Source organism: Microbacterium sp. MYb54 (assembly GCF_002979515.1).
Taxonomy (GTDB): Bacteria; Actinomycetota; Actinomycetes; order Actinomycetales; family Microbacteriaceae; genus Microbacterium.
Map to the genome: position 1 here is coordinate 45,022 of NZ_PCPA01000009.1, position 26,862 is coordinate 71,883.

28 protein-coding genes and 1 tRNA gene are annotated in these 26,862 nt (G+C 69.0%); 5 read left to right on the forward strand and 24 right to left on the reverse strand.

Annotation, left to right across the window (positions count from 1 at the left end):
- Window positions 1-39: 39 nt before the first annotated feature.
- Complete coding sequence (locus CQ040_RS11395; protein WP_105526449.1) at window positions 40-1,536, reverse strand: L-serine ammonia-lyase, iron-sulfur-dependent, subunit alpha; 1,497 nt, start codon at window positions 1,534-1,536, stop codon at window positions 40-42.
- Window positions 1,537-1,661: 125 nt separating this feature from the next.
- On the opposite strand from CQ040_RS11395, the gene CQ040_RS11400 reads away from it, so the two are divergent.
- Window positions 1,662-1,955, forward strand: coding sequence for a hypothetical protein (locus tag CQ040_RS11400; RefSeq protein ID WP_181156876.1), 294 nt, complete (start codon window positions 1,662-1,664; stop codon window positions 1,953-1,955).
- 97 nt (window positions 1,956-2,052) lie between these two features.
- Here the strand turns inward: CQ040_RS11400 and CQ040_RS11405 are convergent, their stop codons facing one another.
- Window positions 2,053-3,783: an L-aspartate oxidase gene (locus tag CQ040_RS11405; RefSeq protein ID WP_105526448.1), complete on the reverse strand. Its 1,731-nt coding sequence runs from the start codon at window positions 3,781-3,783 to the stop codon at window positions 2,053-2,055.
- Between the two features lie 71 nt (window positions 3,784-3,854).
- On the opposite strand from CQ040_RS11405, the gene CQ040_RS11410 reads away from it, so the two are divergent.
- Window positions 3,855-4,790, forward strand: a complete 936-nt coding sequence (locus CQ040_RS11410) for a LysR family transcriptional regulator (RefSeq protein ID WP_105526447.1) — start codon at window positions 3,855-3,857, stop codon at window positions 4,788-4,790.
- Window positions 4,791-4,796: 6 nt separating this feature from the next.
- On the opposite strand, the gene CQ040_RS11415 is transcribed toward CQ040_RS11410, so the two are convergent.
- The 8 genes from CQ040_RS11415 to CQ040_RS11450 form a co-directional block, all read right to left on the reverse strand.
- A complete protein-coding gene (locus CQ040_RS11415; RefSeq protein ID WP_105526446.1) occupies window positions 4,797-5,408 on the reverse strand; it encodes a GNAT family N-acetyltransferase in 612 nt (203 codons plus the stop codon).
- The gene (locus CQ040_RS11420) at window positions 5,405-7,492 is read right to left on the reverse strand and encodes a penicillin acylase family protein (protein ID WP_105526445.1); all 2,088 of its coding nucleotides are present in this window, start codon (window positions 7,490-7,492) and stop codon (window positions 5,405-5,407) included. The genes CQ040_RS11415 and CQ040_RS11420 overlap by 4 nt, the downstream gene beginning before the upstream one ends.
- Window positions 7,493-7,496: 4 nt before the next feature.
- Window positions 7,497-9,287 carry an IucA/IucC family siderophore biosynthesis protein gene (locus tag CQ040_RS11425; protein ID WP_105526444.1) on the reverse strand — a complete coding sequence of 597 codons (1,791 nt, stop codon included), beginning with the start codon at window positions 9,285-9,287 and terminating at the stop codon, window positions 7,497-7,499.
- Window positions 9,284-9,865, reverse strand: a complete 582-nt coding sequence (locus tag CQ040_RS11430) for a GNAT family N-acetyltransferase (protein WP_105526443.1) — start codon at window positions 9,863-9,865, stop codon at window positions 9,284-9,286. Before CQ040_RS11430 ends, CQ040_RS11425 begins: the two co-directional genes overlap by 4 nt.
- On the reverse strand, window positions 9,862-11,187 hold the full coding sequence (locus tag CQ040_RS11435; RefSeq protein ID WP_105526442.1) for a lysine N(6)-hydroxylase/L-ornithine N(5)-oxygenase family protein: 1,326 nt from the start codon (window positions 11,185-11,187) through the stop codon (window positions 9,862-9,864). The genes CQ040_RS11430 and CQ040_RS11435 overlap by 4 nt, the downstream gene beginning before the upstream one ends.
- Complete coding sequence (locus tag CQ040_RS11440; protein WP_105526441.1) at window positions 11,184-12,647, reverse strand: pyridoxal-dependent decarboxylase; 1,464 nt, start codon at window positions 12,645-12,647, stop codon at window positions 11,184-11,186. The genes CQ040_RS11435 and CQ040_RS11440 overlap by 4 nt, the downstream gene beginning before the upstream one ends.
- 189 nt (window positions 12,648-12,836) lie before the next feature.
- Window positions 12,837-12,909 (reverse strand) — tRNA-Arg (locus CQ040_RS11445).
- A gap of 64 nt (window positions 12,910-12,973) precedes the next feature.
- Entirely contained in the window at window positions 12,974-13,558 is a 585-nt protein-coding gene (locus CQ040_RS11450) for an asparagine synthase (RefSeq protein ID WP_105526440.1), read from the reverse strand.
- Between the two features lie 130 nt (window positions 13,559-13,688).
- Here CQ040_RS11450 and CQ040_RS11455 point away from each other — a divergent pair, with 130 nt between their 5' ends.
- Window positions 13,689-14,528 carry an SDR family oxidoreductase gene (locus tag CQ040_RS11455; protein WP_105526439.1) on the forward strand — a complete coding sequence of 280 codons (840 nt, stop codon included), beginning with the start codon at window positions 13,689-13,691 and terminating at the stop codon, window positions 14,526-14,528.
- Window positions 14,529-14,552: 24 nt separating this feature from the next.
- Here CQ040_RS11455 and CQ040_RS11460 read toward each other — a convergent pair whose 3' ends face one another.
- The 8 genes from CQ040_RS11460 to CQ040_RS11495 all read right to left on the reverse strand — a co-directional run bounded on the left by CQ040_RS11460 (window position 14,553) and on the right by CQ040_RS11495 (window position 20,390).
- Window positions 14,553-15,416 (reverse strand): hypothetical protein, encoded by an 864-nt coding sequence (locus CQ040_RS11460; protein ID WP_105526438.1) that lies wholly within the window; start codon window positions 15,414-15,416, stop codon window positions 14,553-14,555.
- Window positions 15,413-15,658, reverse strand: a complete 246-nt coding sequence (locus CQ040_RS11465; protein ID WP_028502085.1) for a hypothetical protein — start codon at window positions 15,656-15,658, stop codon at window positions 15,413-15,415. Before CQ040_RS11465 ends, CQ040_RS11460 begins: the two co-directional genes overlap by 4 nt.
- A 111-nt stretch (window positions 15,659-15,769) precedes the next feature.
- A complete protein-coding gene (locus CQ040_RS11470; RefSeq protein ID WP_258131399.1) occupies window positions 15,770-16,396 on the reverse strand; it encodes a GntR family transcriptional regulator in 627 nt (208 codons plus the stop codon).
- A gap of 167 nt (window positions 16,397-16,563) precedes the next feature.
- Complete coding sequence (locus CQ040_RS11475) at window positions 16,564-17,205, reverse strand: NADPH-dependent F420 reductase (RefSeq protein ID WP_105526436.1); 642 nt, start codon at window positions 17,203-17,205, stop codon at window positions 16,564-16,566.
- A 59-nt stretch (window positions 17,206-17,264) separates the two neighbouring features.
- Window positions 17,265-18,206, reverse strand: coding sequence for a GNAT family N-acetyltransferase (locus tag CQ040_RS11480; protein WP_105526435.1), 942 nt, complete (start codon window positions 18,204-18,206; stop codon window positions 17,265-17,267).
- Between the two features lie 16 nt (window positions 18,207-18,222).
- Window positions 18,223-18,657: a Fe-S cluster assembly sulfur transfer protein SufU gene (sufU, locus tag CQ040_RS11485; protein ID WP_105526434.1), complete on the reverse strand. Its 435-nt coding sequence runs from the start codon at window positions 18,655-18,657 to the stop codon at window positions 18,223-18,225.
- On the reverse strand, window positions 18,654-19,961 hold the full coding sequence (locus CQ040_RS11490) for an aminotransferase class V-fold PLP-dependent enzyme (RefSeq protein ID WP_105526433.1): 1,308 nt from the start codon (window positions 19,959-19,961) through the stop codon (window positions 18,654-18,656). The genes sufU and CQ040_RS11490 overlap by 4 nt, the downstream gene beginning before the upstream one ends.
- 48 nt (window positions 19,962-20,009) lie before the next feature.
- Window positions 20,010-20,390: a helix-turn-helix domain-containing protein gene (locus CQ040_RS11495; protein ID WP_105526432.1), complete on the reverse strand. Its 381-nt coding sequence runs from the start codon at window positions 20,388-20,390 to the stop codon at window positions 20,010-20,012.
- Between the two features lie 87 nt (window positions 20,391-20,477).
- On the opposite strand from CQ040_RS11495, the gene CQ040_RS11500 reads away from it, so the two are divergent.
- Entirely contained in the window at window positions 20,478-20,870 is a 393-nt protein-coding gene (locus CQ040_RS11500; RefSeq protein WP_105526431.1) for a nuclear transport factor 2 family protein, read from the forward strand.
- A 62-nt stretch (window positions 20,871-20,932) separates the two neighbouring features.
- A complete protein-coding gene (locus CQ040_RS11505) occupies window positions 20,933-21,580 on the forward strand; it encodes a LysE family translocator (protein ID WP_105526430.1) in 648 nt (215 codons plus the stop codon).
- Between the two features lie 16 nt (window positions 21,581-21,596).
- Here CQ040_RS11505 and CQ040_RS11510 read toward each other — a convergent pair whose 3' ends face one another.
- The 6 genes from CQ040_RS11510 to CQ040_RS11535 all read right to left on the reverse strand — a co-directional run bounded on the left by CQ040_RS11510 (window position 21,597) and on the right by CQ040_RS11535 (window position 26,829).
- The gene (locus CQ040_RS11510) at window positions 21,597-22,397 is read right to left on the reverse strand and encodes a DUF1206 domain-containing protein (RefSeq protein WP_105526429.1); all 801 of its coding nucleotides are present in this window, start codon (window positions 22,395-22,397) and stop codon (window positions 21,597-21,599) included.
- Window positions 22,398-22,463: 66 nt separating this feature from the next.
- On the reverse strand, window positions 22,464-23,099 hold the full coding sequence (locus tag CQ040_RS11515; protein WP_105526428.1) for a GyrI-like domain-containing protein: 636 nt from the start codon (window positions 23,097-23,099) through the stop codon (window positions 22,464-22,466).
- Between the two features lie 71 nt (window positions 23,100-23,170).
- Window positions 23,171-24,019, reverse strand: a complete 849-nt coding sequence (locus tag CQ040_RS11520; protein ID WP_105526427.1) for an ABC transporter ATP-binding protein — start codon at window positions 24,017-24,019, stop codon at window positions 23,171-23,173.
- Window positions 24,009-24,860 carry an ABC transporter ATP-binding protein gene (locus CQ040_RS11525; RefSeq protein WP_105526426.1) on the reverse strand — a complete coding sequence of 284 codons (852 nt, stop codon included), beginning with the start codon at window positions 24,858-24,860 and terminating at the stop codon, window positions 24,009-24,011. The genes CQ040_RS11520 and CQ040_RS11525 overlap by 11 nt, the downstream gene beginning before the upstream one ends.
- A complete protein-coding gene (locus CQ040_RS11530; protein ID WP_105526425.1) occupies window positions 24,857-25,756 on the reverse strand; it encodes an ABC transporter permease in 900 nt (299 codons plus the stop codon). The genes CQ040_RS11525 and CQ040_RS11530 overlap by 4 nt, the downstream gene beginning before the upstream one ends.
- The gene (locus CQ040_RS11535) at window positions 25,756-26,829 is read right to left on the reverse strand and encodes an ABC transporter permease (protein WP_105526424.1); all 1,074 of its coding nucleotides are present in this window, start codon (window positions 26,827-26,829) and stop codon (window positions 25,756-25,758) included. Before CQ040_RS11535 ends, CQ040_RS11530 begins: the two co-directional genes overlap by 1 nt.
- Window positions 26,830-26,862: the final 33 nt, after the last annotated feature.

Here is a 26,862-nt window from a genome sequence, read left to right on the forward strand (position 1 = left end):
GTCCGACACGGCAGCGAGGGGTCGGCAGCGCTGGGGCCGTCAGCACTCGATGACGTTGACCGCGAGACCGCCCTCGCTGGTCTCCTTGTACTTCGTCGACATGTCGGCGCCCGTCTGCCGCATCGTCTCCACGACCGCATCCAGCGAGACGTAGTGACTGCCGTCACCGCGCAGGGCGAGACGAGCGGCGGTCACGGCCGTCGACGCGGCGATCGCGTTGCGCTCGATGCACGGGATCTGCACGAGGCCGCCGATCGGGTCGCAGGTGAGACCGAGGTGGTGCTCCATCGCGATCTCGGCGGCGTTCTCGATCTGGCGGTTCGTGCCGCCCATCACCGCGGTCAGGCCTCCGGCTGCCATGGCGCAGGCGGATCCGACCTCGGCCTGGCATCCGCCCTCGGCCCCGGAGATCGACGCGTTGGCTTTGAACAGCGACCCGAGTGCGGTGGCCGTCAGCAGGAAGCGACGGATGCCTCGGCGACGGTTCGCCTCTGCCGTCTGCTCCTCATCGAGGTCGCCCCCGTCGGTCACGGCCCTGACCTCCGGCTCGAAGCCCAGCAGCGCACTGCCGACCAGCTCACCGTAGGGCGTCACCGCATTGCCCGCCCCGAGTCCCGAGTCGGCGAGGAACCGCCACCAGTACATGGCGACGGCGGGGAGGATTCCGGCAGCACCGTTCGTGGGCGCGGTGACCACTCGTCCGCCCGCCGCGTTCTCCTCGTTGACGGCCAGAGCGAAGGCGCCCAGCCACTCACCCGGCAGCTCGCGATGACCGTCGGCCTCGACCTCTTCGAGCTGGCCGCGGATCACCCCGGCCCGTCGCTTGACCTTCAGGAAGCCGGGCAGCGTCCCCTCGGCGTGGAGACCAGCATCGACGCACCCCGACATCGCGTCCCAGATCGCGTCGAGGCCGGCAGCGACCTCTTCCTCGCTGCGCAATGAGGACTCATTGAGCCGGGCGACCTCGGCGATCGAGAGCCCGTTCTCGTCGCAGAGGGCGAGCAACGATGCGGCATCCGCATACGAGTACGGGAAACCCGCGGTCGTGATCTTCGCTTCCTCGCCGTCGCGACGGATGAACCCGCCGCCCACCGAGTAGTACGTGTCCTCGGCGACCGTCTGCCCCGTGGCATCCCACGCGGTGATCGTCATGGCGTTCGGGTGCCCGGGAAGCCGCGTGCGCGGGGCGAAGACGATGTCGTCCTTCACGAACGGGACCTCGTGCGTGCCGTCGATGCGGATCACGGCGTGCTCGGGCAGGTCGGTCCAGGCGGCGCGGACTTCGGCGGGGTCGCACGCCTCGGGCGTGAGTCCGCAGAGGCCGGCGACCACCGCATCCGGCGTCCCGTGCCCGATTCCGGTCGCTCCGAGAGACCCGTAGAGCGTGCTGCCGACGCGGGCCACCGTAGGGAGGATGCCGGTTGCGGTGAGGCGTCGCGCGAAGTCGAGGGCCGCCCGCATCGGGCCGACCGTATGGGAGCTCGAAGGCCCCACTCCGATGGAGAAGAGGTCGAAGGCCGAGACGTACGCTGTCACTCCTCCAGGCTACGCCGGATTCGCCGCTTCGGTTCACCGGGATTAACCCGCCGCCACGTCAACCCCCTTCAACCGGGCTCTCGGTCGCGACATGCTGATCGGACACATCGCCGAAAGGGCCCATCATGACGAACAGCAATCCCGAGCCGGAGCCGACCGACGAGCTCTCGCCCGAGGCACAGACCCCCACGCCCGCCTCGTCGGACACGAGCGAGGGCGAGGTGACGACGCCGGCGGAGGCCGACTCCCCCGAAGACGCCGACCCGAGCGAACTTCCCAGCACCGAAGACCTCGAAGAGCCGAGCACCGAGAAGGCTCCGGGCGAGGAGCCGAAAGCACCGAAGCGCACCGACCCCGAGCCCGACCACGAAGCCGTCGGCATCGGCGTGATCGACGCGGAGGATCCGCAGGCCGACTGAGCCCGCGGCCGGTACCCTCACAGCTCCGGTCGCACTTCCTGCCGCGAGATCGGCGATCGAGCGGCAGGAAGTGCGACCGGAACAGACGTGGATGCAGCTATTCGACGAGTTTGCCCGCGGTGTCGACCTCGCGCATGAGCTCGGCGATCTCCGGCGAGATGGCGGGGATCGGCTCGCGGGTCACACCATCGGTCGGCGACCACACCAGGTTCACCTGCAGCGTGGGGTCGCTGTCGGGGAAGTCGCTGCGGTTGTGGCATCCGCGCGTCTCCCGGCGCTCCAGCGCAGCCTCGAGAGTGGCCCTGGCGGCGAGCGCCGACGCCTTGAGGTCGAACGCATGCGCAAGGTCTTGGAACCCGGCGATGTCGGGGTGGATGCCGATGTCCTCCATGCGCCCCTCGATCATGTCGAGGTCGGCGAGGCCGGCGAGCAGCCCTTCCTCCGAGCGCACGACGCCCGCGTACTCGGTCATGAGGTTGCGGATCGCGCGCTGGAGGGCACGGACGTTCTCGCGGCCCTCCGCTGCCAGCAGATCGTCGATCTCGGCCCGCGCTTCAGCCACCGCCGTCGCCGACCGGCGCTGCGCGTCGAGCCCGGCCGCATGCTCCATGGCCGCCTGCCCGACGATGCGTCCGTAGACGAGCAGCTCGATGAGCGAGTTGCCGCCGAGACGGTTGGCGCCGTGCAGTCCGCTCGACGCCTCGCCGATCGCGTGGAGCCCGTCGACGTCGGTCTGGTGGTCTTCCGGACGCACCCAGACCCCACCCATCGAGTAGTGCGCGGTCGGCGCGATCTCGATCGGATCGGTCGTGATGTCGAGCATCTGCAGCTCCATCATCGTCTGGTAGACGCGGGGCAGACGGGTCATGATCGTCTCGCGCGGCAGGTGCGAGACATCGAGCCAGACGCCGCCGTTCTCGGTGCCGCGTCCTTCCTGGATCTCGGTGTAGGCGGCGAGGGCGACGCGGTCGCGGGTCGAAAGCTCCATGCGCTCCGGGTCGTACTTCTCCATGAACCGCTCGCCGAGGGCGTTGCGGAGGATGCCGCCCTCCCCGCGAGCAGCCTCGGAGATCAGCGTGCCGGCCGCGCTCTCGGGCTCGATGATGCCTGAGGGGTGGAACTGCACGAGCTCGGGGTCGCGCAGGCGGGCACCGGCATCGACCGCGAGGCGGAACGAGTCGCCCGTGTTCTCGTCGCGGCGGGACGAGGTGCGCCGCCAGATGCGGTTGTGACCGCCCGCGGCGAGGATCACGGCATCCGCGTGGATGAGGTAGCGGGTGCCGTCGGCCTGGTCGAAGCCGTACGCGCCGAACACCACGTTGTCGCGCACGAGCAGGCGCGTGATGTAGACGTGGTCGAGGATCGGAACTTCGAGCTGCTCGGCCTTGCGCACGAGGGTGCGCTGGATCTCGAGGCCCGTGTAGTCACCGGCGAACGCGGTGCGGCGGAAGGTGTGGGCACCGAAGAAGCGCTGCGAGATGCGGCCGTCGTCTTCGCGGGCGAAGTCCATCCCCCAGCGCTCCAAATCGCGGATGCCGCGCTCGGCGCCCTGCGTGACGATCTCGACCGTGTGCGGGTTGGCGAGCAGGTAGCTCTCCTTGATGGTGTCGGCCGCGTGCTGCTGCCAGCTGTCGTCGGAGTCCATCGTGCCCAGTGCCGCGTTGATGCCGCCGGCGGCAAGCGAGGTGTGCGCATCCTGCCGCGGTCGTTTACCCACGGCGAGCACGTCGACACCGTGTTCGGCGATCTCGATCGCTGCCCGCAGGCCCGAGCCTCCGGTGCCGATGACGAGGACGGTGGTGGATATCTGACGTTCGCGCGTAGCCATGCGATCCACGGTAGTTAGGGGATCCTAATAACTCCAATGCATAGTCCGACTTGAAACGATACGGGTAGGCTATGGCCATGAACCTCGAGCAGCTCCGCGGGTTCGTCGAGGTCGCGCGTCTCGGACACTTCACCCGCGCCTCCGAGCACCTGCACCTGGCACAGCCGTCGCTGAGCCGACAGATCTCGACTCTCGAGCGCGAACTCGGCGCCGAACTGTTCCACCGCGCACGCGGCCACATCGCTCTCACGGCTGCCGGCGAGACGCTCCTCCCCCGCGCACAGCGCATGCTCGCCGAGGCCGATGCCATCCGCGACGAGATGGGGGAACTGGCAGGCCTGCGCCGCGGACGCGTGCGCCTGGGCGCACCGCCCACCCTCTGCATCAGCCTCGTCGCCGAAGCGATCAGCTCGTTCCATTCGGCGCATCCCGGCATCGACCTGCACCTGACCGAGAGCGGCTCCCGTCGACTCGTCGAAGAGCTCGCCGTCGGCGCGGTCGACATCGCGCTCATCACCGAATCCGACGGCCCACCGCCCTCAGGGTTCAGCCTCACGCGGATGCCCCTGCTCACCGAAGAACTCGTCGTCGTGTCAGCTGCGACCGAGCCGCCGGTGTCGAGCTCGGCATCGATGACGCTCCACCACCTCGCCACCCTCCCGCTGATCGCCCTCGACGAGACCTACGAGCTTCGAGCGACGACCGACGCGGCCTTCCGCGCCGAGGGGCTTCGACCCAACCACGTGCTCGAGGGTGCGGAGATGGATGCCGTGCTGCGCTTCGTCGAGCGCGGTGTCGGCGTCGCGGTGGTTCCGGCGATGGTGCTGCTCGATCGCCCTGCACTGCGTTCCGTCCGGCTGACGCACCCCATGATGACCCGCACCGTGAGCCTCGCCCATCGCGCCGATGTCACTCCGGCCGTCGCCGTCGCCGCGATCCGCCGCGTGATCGTCGCCACGGCCGCAGAGGTCGCCGGCCGCGACCCGGCGATCACCAGCCTGCTCTGACCTCGATCACGCGCGCTCAGCACGCAGCTTCAGCCAACGTTCCCGCGTGAGGAAGGCGAGCTGCCCGGTCTTCTGCGACAGGACCACGCGCGGGCCGAGCTCGAAACCGGACTTCTGCGCCCTCGCGACAGCGCGCCCGTTGTCCACATCCGGTTCGATGACCACCCGGTCGACCTCAGGGCTCGAGAACAGGAACTCCGCCACCGCGTCGACGAGCCTGCTCATGAATCCCGGCACGACGATGCCGCGATCGCCCAGCAGGAAGTGGATGCCGGCATCACCTCGGAGTGGCGCATAGGCCTCGCCGAGCGGATCGTTCTCCGGTTCGTAGGTCTGCAGCAGCACGACGGGCAGTCCGTCTCGGCGGATGAGGAACGCGTGATGGCTGGTCAACCCGTCGACGTAGAGGTAGAGGTCACGGACCTCGTCGGGTGACAGTGCCGAGAGCCCCCAGAAGCGGGAGCTGGGACGGGACACCCACTCATGGAGGATCGCCAGGTCGGCGACCGGATCGAGCACCGTGAACTCCAGGCGTCCGAGCTCTGCGGAGTCGATCGTGCGGACGACGGCTCCGGCCGGCCCGCTCACGAGGCGCGACGGGTTGCGGGTGACGGTCATGCGGCTCCGGTCGGGTGGTCAGCGCGCAGAGCGCTCCAGTCTGTGACGATGCGTGTCGGGTCGATGGCCGCCCAGTCGTCCAGCTGGTCGGCGAAGTGTGCGGAGTCGGGGTCGCCGGACGCCCCGAACGGCACGCTCCAGACGCTCTGCTGCCGGTCGGCGAGATCCCACGCCCATCGCGCGACGGAGCCCCGCCACGCGCGGTCGGTGAGCCCGGGCGTCGATCCCGTGCAGCGGACCGCGTCGCCGTCACCGGACAGCGGGATGTCCAGGTTCTCGCCGGGGACGGCTGCACCCCGGACCTCGGCGAGGACGTGCAGCGGGAGCATCCGATGCGTCGCACCCCAGCGCTGCGCATCCGCGGCCTCCTCCAACGAGGCGCGCACGAGCGCGGCAGCATCGTCACGGAGCGCGGGGTGCTGCAGGATCCGAGCGAGGACGGAGGCGACCTGCCCCTCCACCCGCATCCAGGGGTCGAAGACCGCGCCGAACGGATGCGGCTCCTGCAGCGGCGACAGCGCCGGATGCGCCGTCACGGCTCGGACCAGGGCATTGCGCCACGCACCGAAGACTCCGGCAGCTGCCGAGTCGGCATCCGCCCTCCCGTCCCAGGCGGCCAGCAGATCCCGCACCCCCGCGGCGCTCGGTGAGAGCTCGCCCGCGGGGAGCAGGGCGAGGATGGTGACGGCTGCTCCCGATTCGGTGTCGCCCCAGATCGGCCCGAACTCATCCACCGTGCGCGGATCGAGCGCGCCGAGCAGCTGTGAGATCCGGGCGGCTCGATGAGCGGACGGATAGGCCCATCCGAAGTCGATCGACGCGGCGGACGGCCGCTCGTTCGCATCGACGGCGACGTCGTGCACGGCGACCGCACTGATGCGTTCGCGGTCAGGGGCAGGCGCGGTGGATGCTGCAGGGAGGATGCGTCGTCTTTCGGCACGGTCCCGTCGCGGAACGGTGCCGACGGTCGCCGAGAGCACATCGCCGGCGCGGTCGGCGGCGAGCACCCTGTTGACGGGATCCACCCACCGGGAGAACGCCGTGATCACGTCTTGCGCAGTGCGCGCGCGCAGCAGCGGCAGGATCGCACCGAAACCGAGATCCGCCCCGGTCCGCGCCGGATGCCGCATGCTCCACGCACGCAGAGCGCCATCCGCCTCCTGCAGGTCGGTGACGATGCAGCCGTGGGCCGTCTCCAGCGCCTCGACCTCGACGGTGGCGCCCCCGCGCACCGCGATGCGATGGCGTACGACGTCGACGGGCGCCCACCCGCTGGGCCCCCACGCGTCGTAGCCGCCGTCCCGCGCCCGGAGACGCTCCTCGAAGACATCGACGCTGTGCGCGATCGCGTTCGTGATTCCCCATGCCGCGTCACCGGTGTGCCCGAAATGCGGGACGCCGGGAACTCCGGGAAACGCGAGGCCGACGACATCGAACTCCTCGCAGGCGAGACGCACCTGCTGATACGGGCCGGGGAGCTCGAACATCCGATGCGGATCCCCCGCGACGATCGGCGATCCGCTCTCGGTGCGCGAGCCGTGCAGCGCCCACGCATTGCTCCCGGCGGTCGGAGACGTGTCATCCCCGACGAACACGTCGACCCAGTCGTCGCCCAGGACGGTGGCCACCCTCTCGCGCCACAGCACGTGCGGGAACGTCGAGAACAGCACGTGCGCGACATGCAGGACGCCGAGTGGATCGTGGTCCGCCCACGGTGTGAGCGGGCGGGCGTCGCCGAAGACCTCGTCGAGGACGCGGAACTCGGAGGCATGCTTACCGGCGGCATCCATCCCCCGGCGGACGCCGGCCGTGTACGCCCGCACGAACGTGCTGGTCTCCTCGTCGAGCGCCGCGAACGCCTGACGGGCGGTGTCGTCGATCCTCGCCCGGCGCGCGAAGACGTCCCAGTCGAGGCCCGCCTCTCCGATGAGCTCGGACAGACGCCCGGCCGAACGCAACCGGTCGACCTCGATCTGCCACCCGCGGTCCCGCGCGGTGACCTCTCCCTGCGCGTCGGCGAGGTCCCGCGCATCCGTCGCCCGGATGTGCGGGACGCCGAGGGCGTCGCGGAACAGCTCTGCCATCCGCTCAGCCTCCCACGACCGACAGAGACGCGGGAGGGAGGATGCGCGACCGGGCGATGGGGTTGTCGAGCGTGCCGGCGTACATCAGCGACGAGGACTGGTCCGCGAGGTCGACCATGCGCAGCGTGTTGCGCAGCTGCAGACGGTTCAGGCACGAGTGGGCGAAAGCATCGGCCCGCAGATCGACGAGAGACTCCAGATCGGGATGCTCGTCGGCGTGCTCGTCGACCGTCTCCGCGACCAGGCGCCAGAACTCCGTCTCACTCAGCGTGCCGTCGACGTGGAGGATGCCGGCCAGATGCCGCAGCACCCCGTCGAAGACGTCGGTGAACACCGCGAGCGCCTTCTCCTGATCGTCGACGGGGGCGACGATGCGTCGCACGTCTTCCGGCAGCGCGCGATCCGCCAGCACTGCCACCTCCTCGCCGATGTCCTTCATGAACACCCCGGTCGGCACATGCCCCTCGAGAATGAGGATGAGGTTCTCGCCGTGCGGCATGAAGGCGAGGTCATGGGCCAACAGGCTGTGCACGATCGGTCGGAGATAGGCACGCAGGAAGCGTCGGACCCACACGGGCGAAGGAATGCCGGAGGCACGGATCAGCGCGGTGACCACAGATGCGCCTTCGCCGTCCCGGTGCAGGAGCGACGCCAGAGTCACCAGCCGCTGAGACCCGGTCAGCAGTGGGACGGGACTCTCACGCCAGAGCGCGGCGAGCATCTTCCGGTGGGCGGACGGCTCCGCGGTGCGGTGATACACATCGCCCGTGTAGCCGATCGCCGCGCGCTCTCGGAGCACCTGGAAGCCGGCCCCCGCGAACGTCGGATCCGCGGCCACGACCGCGGCGACCCAATCGTTGATCGCAGGAGTGACGCGCATGTACGCCGGCGAGAGGCCCCGGAGGAACCCCATGTTCTGCACCGCGAGAGCGGTCTTCACGTAGTGCCGCTGCGGGTGCGAGACGTTGAACATGGTCCGCACCGACTGCTGGGCGCGGTACTCGTCCTCGCTCTCGCCGATGAGGACGAGGTCGCGCCTGGCGAGGTCGGGGGCGAAGGTGATCGTCACGCGGTTCTCCCACTGCCACGGATGCACCGGGAGCAGGAGGAAATCGGTCGGATCCTCGCCCAGCTCGCGAAGCCGGGAGGCGAAGCGGTCACGTTCGGCGGCACTCAGCTCTCCCGAAAGCAGCGCCTCTTCGGTGAGACCGGCACCGAGCGAGAGGTGAGCGGCCGATCGTCGAGCGGCGACCCACACCATGCGGAACGCCCGTGCGGCCTCCGGAGCGAACGCTGCGTGATCGGCGACGCCGAAGCCGATGCGTCCGTTGTTCGCGACGAACCCCGGATGGCCCTCGGTCATCGCGGCCTCGATCGTCTGGAAGTCGGCGTCGACCAGCTCCGGCGCCGACGGTCCGCGCTGAGCGATCTTGAACATCGAGCCGGCGAGCGTGGAGGCGATCTCCTCGAGGTACAGCGGGAGGAGCTCGTCCGACAGGCCGAGCGTCGGCTGCAGCTCGAGGATCAGCTGCTGCGCGTCCAGCACGGTCTCCGTCCCGTCGACGAGGCGGCGGATGCTGCTCTCCTGGATGATCCAGTGCTCCAGCTCGGTGCGCAGAGCCTGGAACCGGTACTCGACGCCGGTGGAGGGCACGCCGAGGCGCCACCCGTCATCGCCGCAGGCTTCCGGGACGATCAGCCGTTCGTGACTGAACTCCGCGAGCGCCTTGGCGACGAGGTGGCGCTGCGCGCGCTCCAGCGCATCGGGGGTCAGGTGGGCGGCGGGGGCGATCATGCGCGTCCCTCTCGGTCGAGGCGGAGGAGTTCGGAATTCGCGAAACCGGCGCGGGTGCACACCGACAGCATCGCGGTCTTGAGGTGGTCGCCCTCGTCGATGACGACCTCGCGCAGCTCCTCGAAGCCGGCGCGCACGTTCTTCGCGCGGATGCGCGCGTTGCCCGCATCCGGCTCGACGACCACCCGCGTCGCACCGAGCTCGTCGAAGCACCACCGCATCACGGCGGCGAAGACGGCATCGGTCAGCCCGTGCCTGTGGGCCGCACCCGGGGGCGACACGAGCACATGCATGCCGATGTCCCCCGGCGCCGCGTCGTGGATCCCCGTCAGCAGCACCCGTGCCGGGTCATAGGTCTCGGCATAGAACGTCGGGGTACCGTCGACCAGCCCGAGCCAGGGCTGTTGCGCAGGATCCGCATCGAGAGCGGCGAGGTAGTTCTCGACGGCGGCGACATCCAGGTCTGTCATGCCCCAGTACGCCGAGTGGGGGTCTGCCAGCCAGCGGTGCAGCAGGGCCGCGTCCCGCTTCGGGCTGGCGGCGGTGATCGACGTGTCGAGCCCGGTCGTCGTCGTCATCGCACGACCTCCCCGCCGACCGCGGACGTGCGCCTGGCTGCGGTCGGGACGCCGAAGTCCTGGAACGCGATCCGACGCTCGATCGGATAGACCTCGCGGCCCACGATCGACGCGAGGATCGAGGAATTGCGCCACGCTCCGAAACCGAGATCCGGAGCGGTCAGCCCATGCGTGTGCTCTTCGCCGTTCTGCACGAACACGCGTCCGCGACCCCCGTCGACGCTGTAGTCGCGCGCGACGTCCAACCTCCCGAAGCCGTCCCAGTCCAGGCGGTCGGCGATGCCCTGGAGGAAGGGCGGCGTCTGAGCGGAGTATCCGGTGGCGAGGATCAGCGAGGCGGTGTCCCACTCGTGCTGCTCCCCGAGTTGGCCGTGCTGCAGCACCAGCCGGTAGCGATCACCGTCCCACTCCGCAGCGGTGACCTCGGTGTCGGTGAGGAGCGTCGTCGGCACCGACCCCTCGGCGCTGAGCCGGTAGAGGGTGTCGTAGATGTCGTCGATGAGATCGGCCGAGATGCCCTTGTACAGGCTCCGCTGCTCGCGGCCCAGGTGCTGTCTCAGCGCGACGGGCAGGGCGTGGAAGTGGTCGGTGTACTCCGGCGAGGTCATCTCCAGAGTGAGCTTCGTGTACTCCATCGGGAAGAAGCGCGGCGACCGCGTGATCCAGTCGAGACGGTAGGAGCCGTCGCGTGCACCCTCGAGGAGGTCGCGGTAGATCTCGGCAGCCGACTGGCCGCTGCCGACCACGGTGATCGAGTCCGTCGCCCGCAGCGCATCGCGATTCTCCAGGTAGGCCGAGCTGTGCACGGCGTGGCCGGCGACGTCGCGGAGAGCCGGCGGGATCGTCGGGGTCGTACCGACGCCGACCACGACGTGCCTGGCGCGCAGCGTGCGCTCCTCTCCGGTGTCGGTCCGCATCGCCTGCACCACGTAGACGTCGTCGACGGGATCGTGCTCGACCCGGACGACCTCATGGTTCCAGTGCAGCTGCCGCAGCTGTCCGGCCGCCCAACGGCAATAGGCGTCGTATTCGGCCCGCAGGGCGTAGAAGCTCTCACGGATGTAGAACGGGTAGAGCCGCCCCGACTGCTTCAGCCAGTTGAGGAACGAGTACGGCGAGGTGGGGTCGGCCATGGTCACGAGATCCGCCAGGAACGGCACTTGGATGGTCGATCCCTCGATCATCATCCCCGGATGCCAGCGGAACCCGTCGGCACGGTCGAGGAACACCGCGTCCAGCCCGAGCGGTTCCGCGAGGCAGGCGAGCCCCAGGTTGAAGGGGCCGATGCCGATGCCGATCAGGTCGTGCACGTCCGCGGTCATGCCGAGGCCTCCGCGGCGACGAGATCCGGCGAGATCCCCGCGAGAGCGGTCGCCGTGTCCTTCACCATCTCCAGGATCTCCCGCACGTCGTCGAGGGTGGTGTCGGGGTTGAGGAGCGTCAGCTTCAGGCACGGCCTCCCGTCGATCACCGTCTTCGCGACGAGCGCCCGGCCGGACTCGAACAGCACGCGGCGCACCCCCGCCACGAGCTCGTCCTGCATCAGGGGCGATGCGCCTTCCGGGCACACACGGAAGAGCACGGTGCTGAGCTGGGTGCGGGCGATCAGCTCGAGCTCGGGATCCGCCTCGACCAGGTCGCCGGCATCGGCAGCCAGGTCGATGACCGCGTCGAACAGCGCCCCGATCTGCGCCGCCCCCATCGATCGGAGCGTCACCCACAGCTTCAGCGCATCGAAGCGGCGCGTGGTCTGCAGCGACTTGTCCACCTGGTTGGGCTCGTGATTCTCCAGCGGGTTGAGGTAGTCGGCATGCCAGGCGCCGGCAGCCAGATCGCGAGGATCGCGCACGAGCAGGGAGCTGGAGGAGACCGGCTGGAAGAAGCTCTTGTGGAAGTCGACCGTCACCGAACGCGCACGCTCGATGCCGTCCAGAAGGTGCCGGCGCCGGGACGAGAGCAGGAGCCCTCCTCCGTAGGCGGCATCCACATGCAGCCACAGACCGCGGGCGTCGCACACCGCGGCGATGCCCGCGAGATCGTCGATCACCCCGCGGTCGGTGGTGCCTGCGGTGGCGACGACGGCCATCGGCACCCGGCCGTCGGCCACGGCCGCGGAGACCGCCGCGTCGAGTTCGGCCGGGAGCATCCGCCCTTCCCCGTCATCGGCCACTTCGACGACCGCGTCATCGGCGAGGCCGAGGAGCAGGGACGACTTGCCCACGCTGAAGTGGCTGGAAGCCGCGGTGAAGACGACCAGGCGGGCGATCGTCGCCGTACGCGAGCCCTCGATCTCTGCCAGCGCCGCCTCTCTGGCCAGGAACAGCGCATGGAAGTTCGACTGCGTGCCTCCGGAGGTGAAGATGCCGTCGCCCGCGGCGAAGCCCACCCACTCCGTCACGGTCTCGATCAGCCGGCGCTCCATCAGGGTGCCGACCGTCGACTGGTCGTAGGTGTCGACCGAGGTGTTCACGGCCGCGAGGATCGTCTCGGCCGCGACGGCGGGGATGGCGACGGGGCAGTTCAGGTGCGCGGCATACAGCGGGTGATGGAACCACACGGCGTGGGCGAGGAAGAGCTCGTCGACCTCGCGGATCGCCGACGGAGTGCCGACGCCCGCACCCGCGAGATCGACCCGGTCCACGAGTTCCTGCAGTTCGCCGAGGGAGGCACCAGAGGCGGGTTGCCGGGTCTCGGCGAATCTCGCAGCCACCCGAGACGCGGTACGCGCGATCTGCGAGCGGTAGACATCGACGGTCGAGGACGTGAGCAGGTCAGACACCATTCAACTCCTAAAGTTAGGTGTGCCTATCCTTACACATAATATTTGGACAGCGTAGAAGAATGCCTTGACGGGCACGACCACATGCGGCGTCGACGGATGGACTGACAGTGGGCGTTGTGACGGCCGGCGTTAACGCAGAAACGGCCTCCACCGAAGTGGAAGCCGTTCCTTTACTGTCTCAACACAGTGTGCGCCCGAAGGGACTCGAACCCCTAACCTTCTGATCCGTAGTCAGATGCTCTATCCATTGAGCTACGGGCGCCCAGCCCGCTCAGCGGGCCGTAGAACAGCCTACAACAGTCCCGACTCGAAAGCGAAACGAGGCCTCAGTCGGCTTCTGCGGCCGCTTTCTGCTGCTTCTTGCGACGTTTGGCCTTCGCTCTCTGCTCCGATGAGAGCGCCTGCAGATCGACGAGTCGCAGCGCCTGCATACGTGCTTCGCGCATGCGGTTGTAATCGGGATCCTGGTCAGGACGCATGCCCTCGACCCGCAGTCGACGGTCGAGGTTGTGACGCACATCGGCCCACGCCGCATCCCTCGCCTCCTCGACGATCTGGGCGAGACGCTCTCGGTCTTGCATGATCTCCCGCAGTCGCACGGCGACCCCGGTGGACTGCTTGGCCCGACGACGCAGGTTTCGCACATCGCGGTCGCGGTAGTCGTGCGTGCCGACCGGGTCGGAGTGTCGACCTCTGGCCCGTTTGCGCAGTGCGGTGACGGTGGCGGTGGCTTCTTCCGATTCCTCGGCCATCGCCCGAAGCGCCTCGCGGGCGTCGTCGATGTACTTCTCCATGTCGAAGACGCCGTCTTCGGCGATGGTGCCGATGAGGATGTGATTCTTCACGGCGAGGCGCGCGGCAGCGGTCGCGATCGCGACGCCTTCGGCGATGGCATCCGCTGTTCGTCCCACCGGTACCTCCTCTCCTTGAGCGTAGCGGTATCACTGCGGCGCAGTGTCGGCCAGAATGGTTCCGGATCAGCTTGCCCCACCCATCCGACATCCGCCGGTACGCCCCCGGATCGGGCCCCGCAGGAGACTCATGAAGCATCTCGATCTCACCGGCAGCACCACCGTGATCACCGGCGCCGCGCACGGCATGGGCGCCGACATCGCGCGCCTGCTGGCCGCCCGCGGGACGAACCTCGCCCTGATCGATCACGACGCCGCCGCGCTCGCGACAGTGGCCGGAGAGCTGAGCGGCGCGCGGGTGACGACGCACGTGGTCGACCTCCGCGACGACGAGGCCGTGTTCGCCGCCGCCACCGAGATCAGCGCCGCCCACCCGCGGATCAATGCCCTCATCACGTGCGCGGGCTCATCGATGCTCGGCAACCTCGACCAGCTCACGATGGAGGAGATGCGCTGGCTCACCGACGTGAACCTCTGGGGCACGGTCTCCGTGACCAAGGCCCTGCTCCCCGCACTCCGTGCCGCACCGGCCGCCCACATCACGCACCTGGCCAGCGTCTATGCGCTCGCAGCTCCCGCCGGTCGGATCCCGTATGCGGTGAGCAAGTTCGCCGTCCGCGCGTTCTCCGAGGCGCTGCGACACGAGCTGGAAGGCACCTCGGTCAGCGTCGGCGCCGTCTACCCGGCAGGGGTCCGCACCGGGATCATCCTGCACGGCCGCTACGCCGCCGCGATCGAACCGGCCGTCGCCTCTCGCGCCGCCGCAGCCCAAGCCGCGATGTACCACACGGAGCCGGCGGATGCCGCGGCGCGCATCGTCCGCGCGACCGAGCGGCGAGCGGTGCGCACCATGGTCGGCCGGGAGGCCCGCCTGATCGACGTGCTCACGCGCATCGCCCCGTCTTCGTACTGGCGGGTGATGCGGCGCCCCCTGCGCGCGGCGATCGACACGACGACGCCCGCGGCCTGAACCGGGCTCGAGAAGCGGTGCCTCTCAGCGGACGGCACCCACCCAGATGCCCGACGCCCAGGCCTGCTGGTCTCCGTCGCAGCCGACCGAACCGGGGTACCCCCGGACGAGGGCCATGCAGTTGGCGAGGAACTCCGGGTCGCCGCCGAACATTGACCCGTAGGCGCCGGACGAGGTGAGGGCACCCCACACCCGGAACTGGTAGATGTGCGCGAGCTCGTGCGCCATGGCCCAGTTCAGTCGCCCGGAGCCCCAGTTCGCGATGTCGGCGCGGTACTTGATGTATCCGTTGCTGTTCGCACACGCGGGGGCGTTCCCACCCGCGCACGACGACGACTCGTACAACCCGATCCCCCCGCCGCCGACGAGATCGAGGGCAGCCCGCACGCGCGCATACCCGTCCGGTCCGCTGGATGACCAGATGGGCCCGCCGGGGCCTGAGCTCTGCGCAGCCTGCCACGATGCGACCTCGGTGCCGACCTTCTCGGTGAGCGCGTGGATGGTCGCCGTGGCCGCAGCCACCGTGTCCGGATTCTCCTTCTCGGCCAGCACGGTCTGCTGCGCCGAGAGTGCGGCGGCCCGGTGGGCTGCGGTGTCGACCCTTCCGTCTGCCCCCTTCAGAGCCGTGGTCAGCGCCTCGACCTCGGTGAGGAACGCCGGACGCAGAGCGAGCACGGCGGCACGGTCGGCGGTGTCCTGCTCCGCGCGCGCGACGGCGCCGTCGAGGTAGTCGGTGCGCTGCCCGGCATCGTGGTACTGGTCGTTCACGGCGACGAGCTCGGCGACTGCCGCCGCACGCTCCTGCTCGAGTGCGTCCGCCCGGGCGAACATCCCCGCGCCCAACAGGATCGACGCCGCCACCGTGACCGACAGCACCCGCCGGATCACTGCAGGAACCCTGTCGTGTCGGCGAGCTCGGTGTCCTGCTCGGCGAGTTGCGAACGCAGGGCCGTGAGCTTCTCGGCGAGCTCGAGGTTCTCGCCGCGCGACTCGTCGAGGGCGCGCTCGACGCGCACGATCTCCGCTTTGACCGCGGCGACCGCTGTCAGACGCTCTTGATCGGCGATCGCGACGAGCGTGATCCCACCGAGAAGCAACAGGCATCCGACGGCGACAGCAAGATTCCGCATCTCGCTCCCCAGGACAGCGCGAACAGTTCCGGACCGACTCCGATCGCCCCAATATACAACCGGAGCCGCCGCGGTTGTCCCCGAGACCCGCGCGGGAACGAACCGGGCCATTCAGACCATCAGATCGCTGTCGTCGGCAAGACGCCGTTCCGCTGCGGACTGCCCGCTGGCGAGGTGTGCGGGGACGATCCGGCGCAGCGCATCGGTGTCGCGCGCGGTCAGCGCCTCGAGGATGATGCGATGCTCGTCGGCCATCGCGAGCAGATCATCGTGCTGGCCGAACAACCACCGCAGGCGGGTGAGGAAGACGGCGATGAGTTCGCCGAGCATCTCATTCGCGGCGAGCTCGACAGCGATCTCGTGGAACTCGGCCGCGGCGACTCTCGCGGCCTCCGAGTCCTCGGCACGGGCAGCCGCCAGTTCGCGCTCGTAGGCGTCGCGGATGCGGGCGATACCGGCATCGTCGTGCCGCTCGGCCGCGAAGACGAAGATCAGCGTCTCGATGGCTTCGCGCACCTCGGCGAAGTCCTGGATGTCGCGGTGCGTGAACTCCCGGACCACAGCCCAGGTGCGAGGGCGAGCGACCACGACTCCCTCGGCGACGAGCGTGCGGATGGCTTCGCGCACCGGCAGCCGGGACACGCCGAGCTCTGCCGCGATATCGCGCTCCACCAGTCGGGCCCCCGGCACGCGCCGACCCAGGACGATGTCGTCGCGAAGAATCCGCGTGACTCTCACCGACTCGAGTTCACCGTTTGCTGCTATAGCCCCCGCCATCTGGGCATTCTCGCATTGTCGGCGGCGTTTCATCAACTTTTGGTATCCCAACGCCGCCGTCCCCGCTCCGCCATCGGGTCGGCGGCGAGGGCGTGCGGGGTCCCGCGTCGCCCTCGCCCAGGCTCCGATCAGGGCAGGCGGTTGGCGATCGCGAGATTCGCGGTGAGCTCCTCGGCGTTCTGCCGCACCACGTAGGCCGGACGGTCGCGCTCCACCCGCCACGACTCGCTGAGCGCTCCGACATTCACCGTGTCGAAGCCGGCCTCGTCGTAGAACCGCGTCACGAAGGCGACGGCCTCGGCGTCATCCCCCGCAGTGGCCAGAGCACGACGACCTGCGGTTCCTGCAGGCTTGCCGTCGCTGGTGATCTCCGACGCGTAGATGTGATTGAACGCCTTCGCGATCTTCGAATCCGGAAGGGCCCGCTGCACCAGCTCCGACGTCGTGGTCTCCCCCTTGTCGAGGGCATCGATGTGCCCGTCGCGCTCGAAGTAGTAGTTGTTCGTGTCGAGCACGATCTTGCCGGCGAGCTGCTCGGCCGGAAGGCTGTCGATCGCACGCAACGGCACCGTGACGACGGCGACGTCAGCTGCCGAAGCCGCATCCTCCGCGGTGGCCGCCTTGGCACGCGGCCCGAGCTCCGCGACCAGGTCGGAGAGCGTCTCCGGCCCCCGCGAGTTGGCGATCACCACGTCGTAGCCGTTCGCCACGGCGACTCGTGCGACCTGGCTGCCGATGTGTCCTGCACCGATGATTCCGAGAGTTGTCATGTTCGGCCCAACGTACGGGGCGCACGACTATTCCCGCCGAGTCGTCCGATGACCGACACTCAGAGATCGCGCAGCAGACTCTCCTCGGTGCGACGGTAGCCGAGCCTTTCGTAGAGCTCCACGGCGCCGGTGTTGAAGCCGAAGACGTGCAGTCCGATCGATTCGGCGCCGAGTCGACGGGCCTCGCGCTCGGCAGCGTGCATCAGCTCGCGACCGTACCCCTTCCGCCGCTGATCCGCGGCGACCTCGATATCGAGGATGAACGCGTGCGGACGCCCATCCCGTTCGCGCATGCCGAACCAGAGGATGCCCACCTCGACCCCGTCGACGGATGCGGTGAACAGCTCCTGCCCCTCGGTGTCGAGCCCGTGCGGAAGCTCAGCGATCATCTGGCGATGCGACTCCGCGGCCGCGTCTTCCGCGGTGTAGCGCCCCGACTCGACGAGGTCTTGCGCGAACCCCTCCTCCGACGCCGCGGCGAAACGGGTGAAGCGCTGCGCGGTCATCGGCGACACCTCGACGTGCGGTGCGACCTCGCGCACGGGCAGCGGCTCGATCACCATCTGAATCGACGCGAGCTCGAATCCGCGCCCATCGACGAACGCCCGGGCGGCCACATCCTGTGGGAAGAGGGAGGCACCCATCCTGGTCGCACCCCCCTCGCGCCCGATCGCCACGATCCCCGCGAGCAGGTCGTCGTTCTGGGCGTCGGTCAACGGTGCGCCGAGATCGAGGTCGAGGATGAACAGCTTGGGGTCGCTGATGACGAGCCAGAGCGTTCCGAGCTCTCCCTGCACGTCGTCATCGACGCGGAGGACACGCACCGATGGTGTTGCCAGACCATCGGGCAGCAGGCTCTCGAGGACCTCGTCGGCGAAGGTGACGGCGTCGGCGCCGATGCGCCTGCGCGATGCCCGGTTGCCGTCGATGATGTGCTCGCGGGCGACCGCACGCCACTCGTCGAAACGGTCGGCCGGCAGAGGCTTCAGGCGCAGTGACATGCGTCCATCCTGCACCTCAGCTGCGGGTGAGCGCGTCTTCTGCGGCGACCCAGGCGAGCATGGCGCACTTGACGCGCGCCACGTACTTCGACACCCCGCCGAGGGCCGCGGCATCGCCGAGCAGCTCCTCATCCGGCTCGATCTTGCCGCGGGAGCGCATCGCCTCACGGAACGCCGCGATGCGGATCTCGAGGTCGTCGACCGTGAGCCCCTCGGCGAGTTCTGCGAGCAGCGAGGCCGAAGCCTGGGAGATCGCGCACCCGTGCCCCTCCCACGCGATCGCCTCGACGCTGCCGTCGGCATCGCGATGCACCTGCAGCGTGATCTCGTCGCCGCAGGTCGGGTTCAGCTGGTGCGACTGCGCCGCGATCTCATCGCGCAGCCCATAGCCGTGCGGGGTGCGCGAGTGATCGAGGATCAGCTCCTGGTAAAGGTTCTGCAGGTCGCTCATGCGCCCCTCCGGAAGAAGTCGATGGCGCCGGCGACGCCATCGATCACGGCGTCCACCTCGGCATCGGTCGTGTACAGGTAGGTGCTCGCCCTCGTAGACGAGGTCACGCCGAGGCGGCGGTGCAGCGGCTGGGCGCAGTGATGGCCGACGCGCACGGCGATGCCGAGATCGTCGAGGAACTGGCCGACGTCGTGCGAGTGGATGCCCTCGACGTCGAAGGCAGCGAGGCCCACGCGAGGCAGGTCGATGCCGGCGCCGAGAACACGCACGCCGTCGATCGCGCTCAGCCCGTCGACGAGTCGGCGACCGAAGGCTGCCTCGTGCGCGGCGATGCGCGGCATCCCCACCTCGGTCAGATAGCCCACGGCCGCGGCGAGCGCGATCGCCTGCGAGACACGCTGCGTGCCGGCCTCGAAGCGCTGCGGCGGCGGGAGGTACTCGGCCGAGGTGGTGGTGACGGTGGTGATCATCGAGCCGCCGGTCAAGAACGGGGGCATGGCAGCCAGCACCTCACGGCGTCCGTAGAGCGCGCCGATGCCGGTGGGACCGAGCATCTTGTGGCCGGAGAGCACGGCGAAGTCGACATCGAGCGCGTGCACGTCGAGCGGCAGATGCGGTGCCGATTGGCAGGCGTCGAGCAGCGTCAACGCACCGACCTCGCGGGCGAGGGCGACCAGCTGGTCTGCGGGGTTGATCACACCGAGCACGTTCGAGACGTGCGTGAACGCGACGAGCTTGGTCCGCGCGGTGATCAGCTCGGCCGCAGCGTCGAGCCGCAGTGCTCCGTCATCGTCGAGAGGGATGACCTTCAGCGTCGCTCCGGTGCGCGCTGCGAGCTCCTGCCACGGGATGAGGTTCGCGTGGTGCTCCATCTCGGTGGTCACGATCTCGTCGCCCTCGCGGAGCCGGAAGCGCTCGGCGGCTGCTCCCCCACGCCCGAGCGACGCGTTCGAGAGCGAATAGGCGACGAGGTTGATCGCCTCGGTCGCGTTCGACGTCCAGACGATCTCGTCGTCATCGGCGCCGACGAAGCGCGCGACGGCGGCACGGGCGTCTTCGAACAGCTCGGTCGCCTCGGCGGCGAGCGTGTGCGCCCCACGGTGCACGGCCGAGTTCATGGAGGTCGCGAAGTCGCGCTCGGCATCGAGCACCGCGGTCGGACGCTGCGAAGTCGCCCCGGAATCCAGGTACACGAGCGGGTGCCCGTGCACCCGCGCTGCCAGGATCGGGAAGTCCCCGCGGATGCGCCGCACCTCGGCCTCGTTCAGGGGGGCGATCACGTCGACACCGGGAGAAACGCTCATCGTTCCAGTTTCCCACCTGTGGGAGACGGGTGGGCGCGGTCTCGTCGGTCAGCGCCCGCCGAGCATCTTCTCGTCGGCGACCTCGTCGTAGCGATCCTGCGCGTCACGGACGTCTTCGACATGCGACTCCGCCCAAACCTGCAGCGCCTGGAGCGGCTCGTGCAGGGTCCGCCCGAGAGGGGTGAGCAGATACCGGGAATGCCCATCGTCACCGACGCCGCGATCCAGCATGCCGTCGCGCTCGAGCGCACGAAGCGTATCGACGAGCACCTTCTTCGTGATCCCGTCCATCCGCTGGTGCAGCTCGCCGAAGCGCAACGGCTGCTCGTGCAGGAGGACGACGATCATCGCGGTCCACTTGTTCGCGATCCGTGCGAGAGACGCCCGAGACGGGCAACTGGCGGAGAACACGGTCCACTCGCTCGACATGCGCCCTCCTCCCGGTGACGTTGAAGTAACCGCGCCCCTGGCGAGACGCTGGATGCTCAGAATACCGACCCAATCAGAAGGAGCATCATGTCGGCGATCGACGTCGTAGGACAGTACGGTGCGGCCATGGCCGCGGGAGACATGGAGGCGCTCGCTGCGACCTTCCACCCGGATGCCGTGTGGCACCAGCCCGGAGCGAACCAGGTGTCGGGCGATCATGTCGGCCCTGACGCGATCCTCGCGCACCTCGGCCGATTCATGGAGCTGAGCGGCAGCACGTTCGCGCTCGAGACCGAATCGGCGACCGAGAGCGGCGACCTGGTGTCGGCCACCGTGCGCTTCCGCGCGCAGCGTGCGGGACAGGAAGATCTCGACCAGCACGGCGTCGACGTCTTCCGCGTCGCCGACGGCCGCATCGTCGAGATCTGGCTGATGAGCGAGGACCAGGACGCGGAGGACCGCTTCTGGGGCAAGGCCTGACCATCCGGTGTCGGGCGCTTCGAAGATCGACCGCCCGACACCCGTACCTCTAGGCTCATCCCATGATCGCCCAGGACACGCTGCTCGCCTTCATCGTCGCGGCGTTCGTCATGGTCGTGATCCCCGGACCCACCGTGCTCTTCACGATCGGGCGGGCCATGTCGCTCGGACGCATGGGCGGATTCCTCAGCATCCTCGGCACGGCGATCGGTTCGATCGTCCTCGTCGTGGCCGTCGCACTCGGCGTCGGCACGGTGATCGCGCAGTCGGTCGTGCTCTTCACGATCGTCAAGGTGCTCGGCGCCGGCTACCTGATCTTCCTCGGGATCCAGGCCATCAGGCACCGCAAGGACGCGGCACGGGCCATGGTCGCCACGCAGGCGAGACGCTCCGGGTGGCGGCTGCTCACCGAGGGATTCGTCGTCGGCGTCACCAACCCGAAGTCGATCGCGTTCTTCCTCGCGATACTGCCGCAGTTCGTCGACCTGCAGGCCGGTTCCGTGCCTGCGCAGCTCCTCCTGCTCGGAGTCATCGTCGTGGCGATCGGCGTGACCTGCGACGCCGTGTGGGTGCTCCTCGCGAGCGCGGCCCGCGAGTGGTTCGGCCGGTCTCCTCGGCGCATCGAGGCGATGGGCGCGACCGGCGGCGGGCTGATGATCGCGCTCGGCGCCTTCCTCCTGGTGTGGAGTGAGAAGCCCGCGACCGCGTGAACGTCCCGAGCCGTGATCACATACGCGCGAACCGGGCACGGGCGATGCAGAAGACTCCGTAGACGGCGAACCCCGCACCCACGGCGCCCAGGATGACAGGCCCCGACGGCAGCACGAGCAGGCTGTGCAGGGCGGCATCCAGCCCCGCCCCCTTCTCCGGGTCCTGCGTCACCGCGGCCACGACGAACAGCACCCCGGTGACGGCCACGGCGATGCCCTTGCCGAAGTAGCCGATCACCCCGAGAGTCACGATGCCGCCGCGCGCGGCCCCCGATGGCAGGTCGAGCAACTTCTCGAAGCCCCTCGTGAAGCCGCCGACGACGAAGCCCACGCCGACGCCCGCCACCGCGAGACCGATGATGACGAGCAGCACCACGCCTCCGGGAGCCGAGAGCACAACCGAGCTGAGGGTCTTCGACGCCGTCTCCGAGTCGGCGCGGCCGCCCACGGCGTAGATGAGGGCCATGGCGGCGACGACGAGGTAGGAGAGCGAGATGCCGAAGAGCTTGATGCGCTGACCCCACTTCTTCGTCTCCGCGGGGTCGGCGGCGAGGAAGGCGCTCGCGATCTGCCATACGGCCAGCGCGATCAGGCCGACGGCGACGAGCACGAGCAGCAGTCCTCCGACGGGATTCTGACGGATCTGCTCCATCGCACCGTCTTGATCGGCATCCCCCGATGCACCGGCCGCGATGGAGATGGCGATCGATCCGATCACGACGTGGATCAGCCCGAGGACGACGAATCCGACGCGGGCGATCCGCCGGAAGGCCGACGATCCCTTGGCGACGCGCGCCGCATGCTTGACCGTGCTCATCGATGAAGAGTATCCGTCGGCGGCCGACTCCGAAGAGGGGCTTGATAATTCGAGGGATCGCGCCGGTCAGGCGCTCGGTACGACGGGTTGGCGGAGGATGGTGCGCAGCTTCGCGGGGTCGGTGCGGCGCAGGTCGCTCAGGTAGATCTCGTGGTGCAGCCCCCGCATCTGCAAGCCGCTCTCGGGGATGAAACGCTGGTGCAGGTCATCGAGCACCGGGCCCTCATCGTCGAACGGGCCGATGTGCAGCGTCTGCACGCTCGTGCCCTCGTCGAGCGTCTCCAGCCGCACGGCCTCCAGAGCGGGCACCGGCTCCTTCTTCTTCACGGCCTTCTGTGCCACGGCCTCCACGGCGTCGGAGAACATCGACGCGGTGACGTGGTCGCCGACCATGATCATCATCGTCCACAGCCAGGCCGACTTGTCTCGGCGTGAGGTGAAGGACTCCATGTCGGGCGCGTGCCAGAGACCTTCGAGCGGCATCACGACCGTATCGATGCCGAGCTCGTCCCGGCTGGCGAACTTGAGCGTGTAGGCCACGGGGAACAGCGCCGAGACGGCCTGTACGTAAGCGGGAGAGGTGTTCGGATCGCCCGCACCGTCGACCATCAGGTACTGCATGGGCGGCACGTCGATGACGCGGAACTCGCCCCGCTTCGCCCGGTATGAATCGAGTGTCTTCTTGGGGTCGATCGCAGCCATGACGTGCCTCCCTCGGTCGTGCGGCCAGTGTCGCACAGGCCTCGGACACGTGTCGGCTGAGCGCCCGGCCGTCAGCGCCCGGCGTCGACCGACAGCAGGGCCCGCAGTTCGTCCCGCTCTGCACGGCCGATGGCGCTCTCGCCGAGTGTCGGTGCCGACCCGATGAGCAGCCGCGTATAGGGATGCCGAGGGGCGTTCACGATCCGCGCCGTCTCCCCCTCCTCCACCACGTGCCCCCGGAACAGCACCACGGTGCGGTCGGTGAGACCGGCGACCGAACCGAGGTCGTGCGAGATGAACACGAGCGCGACGCCGGAGTCCCGCAGCTTCGCGAGGATGCCGAGCACCTTGGAGCGGTTCGCCGAGTCGAGGGCGCTGACCGGCTCGTCGAGCACGATGACCTTCGGGTCGGTGATGAGGGCGCGCGCGATGGCGACCCGTTGCCGCTGGCCGCCGGAGATCTCGGCGGGGAACCGGTGCAGGATGCTCTCGGGCAGCGCGACCGTCTCGAGGTCCGCGGCGATGCGCGTGGCGATCTCGGTGCGACTGAGTCTGCCCTGCAACTCGAGCGGCTCGGCCAGGGACTCCCCCAGCGTGCGCTCCGGATCCAGGCTCTTCAACGGGTCCTGGAACACGTATTGGATGATGCCTTCCCGACGGAAGCGCCGCCAGCGGGCGGCCGAGAACGTGGTGATGTCGTCGCCGCCGACGAGCACCGAGCCGGCGTCCGGACGTTTGAGCCCGAGCAGGGCGCGGGCGAACGAGGTCTTGCCTGAACCCGTCTCGCCGATGATGCCGACGGCCTCGCCGGCACGCAGCTGCAACCCGACGCCGAACAGCACCTGACGCGCATGGGAGCCCTTGCCGTACACGACGTCGATCCCTGACGCGTCGAGCAGCGGATCGTCTTCACGAGTCATGTCGAACGGCCCCTTCCAGGTAACGGTCGAGCCCGTACTGCTGATGCTCCTGCACCAGCAGGCGGGTGTATTCGTGTTGCGGCGCGAAGAGCACGTCGCTGGTCCGCCCTCGCTCGACCACGATCCCGTCGCGCATGACGATCACGTGGTCGGCCACCTGGGCGACGACGGCGAGGTCGTGCGAGACCACGATCAGCGACAGCCCGAACGACTCCCGCAGGTCATCGAGCAGGTCGAGCACCTCCGCCTGCACGGTCACGTCGAGGGCCGTCGTCGCCTCATCGGCGATCAGGATCCGAGGTTCGAGTGAGATCGCGATCGCGAGCAGCACGCGCTGCAGCATCCCTCCCGAGAGCTCGTGCGGGAACTGCCGGTAGACCAGGTCGGCGTTCTCGAGACGCACCAGGGTCAGCAGCCGATGAGCCTCGACCTTCGCCGCGCCCCGCCGCAGTCCGCGGCGCACCCTGAGCACTTCGCTCAGCTGGCGCCCGACCGTGATCGCCGGGTTCAGGAACGAACCGGGGTCCTGGAAGATCGCCGCGACGTCTCCCCCGCGAAGCGCCTGCCATTGCTTCGCGCTGAACGTCGAGGCGTCCCGCCCGCGCAGCTCGATGGCCCCGCCGTCGACGTCGAACGAGTCGGGCAGGATGCCGAGGATCGCCCGCAGCGTGATGGTCTTGCCGCTGCCGGATTCCCCGACGATGCCGAGGACCTCGCCTTCGCGAAGAGAGAAGTCGACGCCCTTCACGACATCGACGCCGTCGAGTCGGTTGCGGACCCGGAGATCCCGTACCGCGAGGATCACCTCCGGTTCGGTGTCGAGAAGCAGTTCGGCGCTCATGAGCGGCCCTCCGTCGTGGTCTGCAGCTCTGGCACCGGCGTGCGACGGCGGTCTCGGCGCGAATCGGACTTCGCCAGGAGCGCCCGCCCTGACTCGCCGCTGACATCACGGATCGCGTCGGCGAGGATGTTGAAGCCCCAGACCGTCAGCACGATGACTGCCGACGGGAAGATCGGGGCGAACGGACGCTGGGTCAGATATCCCAGGTCGGAGGCGAGCAGCCCGCCCCAGGTCGGGGTCGGCGGCTGCACCCCGATGCCGAGGAAACTGAGCGCCGCCACCGCGACCAGTCCGATCGCGAGCGTGTTCGCCAGGGCTATCGCGATCGGCGGAAGCACTTTGCCCCAGACGTGCGTGCGCACGATCCACCCGAGCCCCGCGCCCGAGAGCACCGCAGCCTCGACGTAGGCGGAGGTCGCCACCGACAGCGTGGCCGCTCTCGCCACCCGATAGAACACGGGGGCGACCAGGATGCCGACAGCGAACATCGCCTGCGTGATGCCGTTTCCGAGCAGCGCGGTCATCGCGACGGCGAACACCAGGAACGGCAGCGCGATGAGGGTGTCGATGATGCGCAGCGTGACCCACTCGAACGTGCGCCCGAGGTACACCGAGAGGATGCCGGGGACGGCTCCGACGAACAGGGCGATGAGCCCCACCTGCGCCGCGCTCACCACACTCAGGGTCGAGCCGGCCAGCAGCCGGCTCAGGGTGTCGCGGCCGAGGTAGTCGGTGCCGAGCCAGTGCGCCCACGACGGCTCCTGGAGGATCTCCTTCGTCGTCAGCAGCGGGTCGTACGGCGCGAGGAGCGGTCCGAACGCCGCGAGGAGCACGACGATCAGCAGCAGAGCGACGCCGAAGCGTCCGCTCGGAAGCCGCAGGATCTTGCGGATCATCAGATTCCCCTCGCCCCGGATGGGATCAACCGGTTGAGCACGATGTTGACCAGCAGGTTGAAGACCACGACGACCACGATCGAGATCACGAGAACGCCCTGCACAGCCGGCACATCGCCGCGCAGCGCCGAGTCGGCGGCGAACCGCCCGTAGCCCGCGATCCCGAAGATCGTCTCGGTGACGACCGCTCCGCCCAGAAGCGCGGGGAACTTGAGGCCGAGGATCGCGACCGTCGGTCCGACGCCGTTTCGCAGCCCGTGTGCGAAGAAGATGCGCTGCGGACTGAGCCCGCGCACGCGCGCCCCGACGATGTAGTTCTGCCGGTAGACGTCGACGAGCCCGACCCGCAGCTGCCGAGCGACGTCTGCGACCGTGTCGACGCTCAGCGCGATCGCCGGCAGCGTCGCGAACCAGAGCCACGAGCCGAGCCCCTGGCTGAACGGGGCGTACCCGGTCGCGGGGAACCAGTGCAGGGTCACCGCGAAGACCGACACCAGGAGGATGCCGACGATGAAGGGCGGGAGGGTGGAGATCACCGCGGCGAACGCCGTGATCCCTCGGTCCAGCAACGATCCCTGCCGCGCCGCCGCCAGTGCGCCGAGGGCCGCGCCGACCACCACGCCGATCAACAGCGCGAACCCGGCGATCGACAGGCTGATGACGGCGCGATCCCACAGCACCTCCGAGACCGGGAAGCCGTTGTACCAGCTGGTGCCGAGGTCGCCGCGCAGCAGCGATCCGAACCACTGGAAGTACTGCACGAGGAAGGGCTGATCGAGACCCCACTCGGCCTCGATCTTCGCGACCGCCTCCGGTGTCGCGTTGTCACCCAGGATCAGATAGGCCGGGCTCAGTCCGCTCAGCTCCCGCAGCCAGAACGTCACGAAGGTGCCGAGGATGAACACGGGGACGAAGACCGAGATCGGTCGAGCGATCGCCAGGAAGACCCGACGCCCACGGCGACGCACCACGGCACGACGCTCATCGACGGGCGGTCGGTGCGGCGGCGGTATCAGGAACGGCTTCTCGACGCGAGTCTTCTCGAGCTCGGTCGGCGCGATGTCGATGACCATGGTGGTACTCCCAGCGGTTCGAGGTTCGAGGTT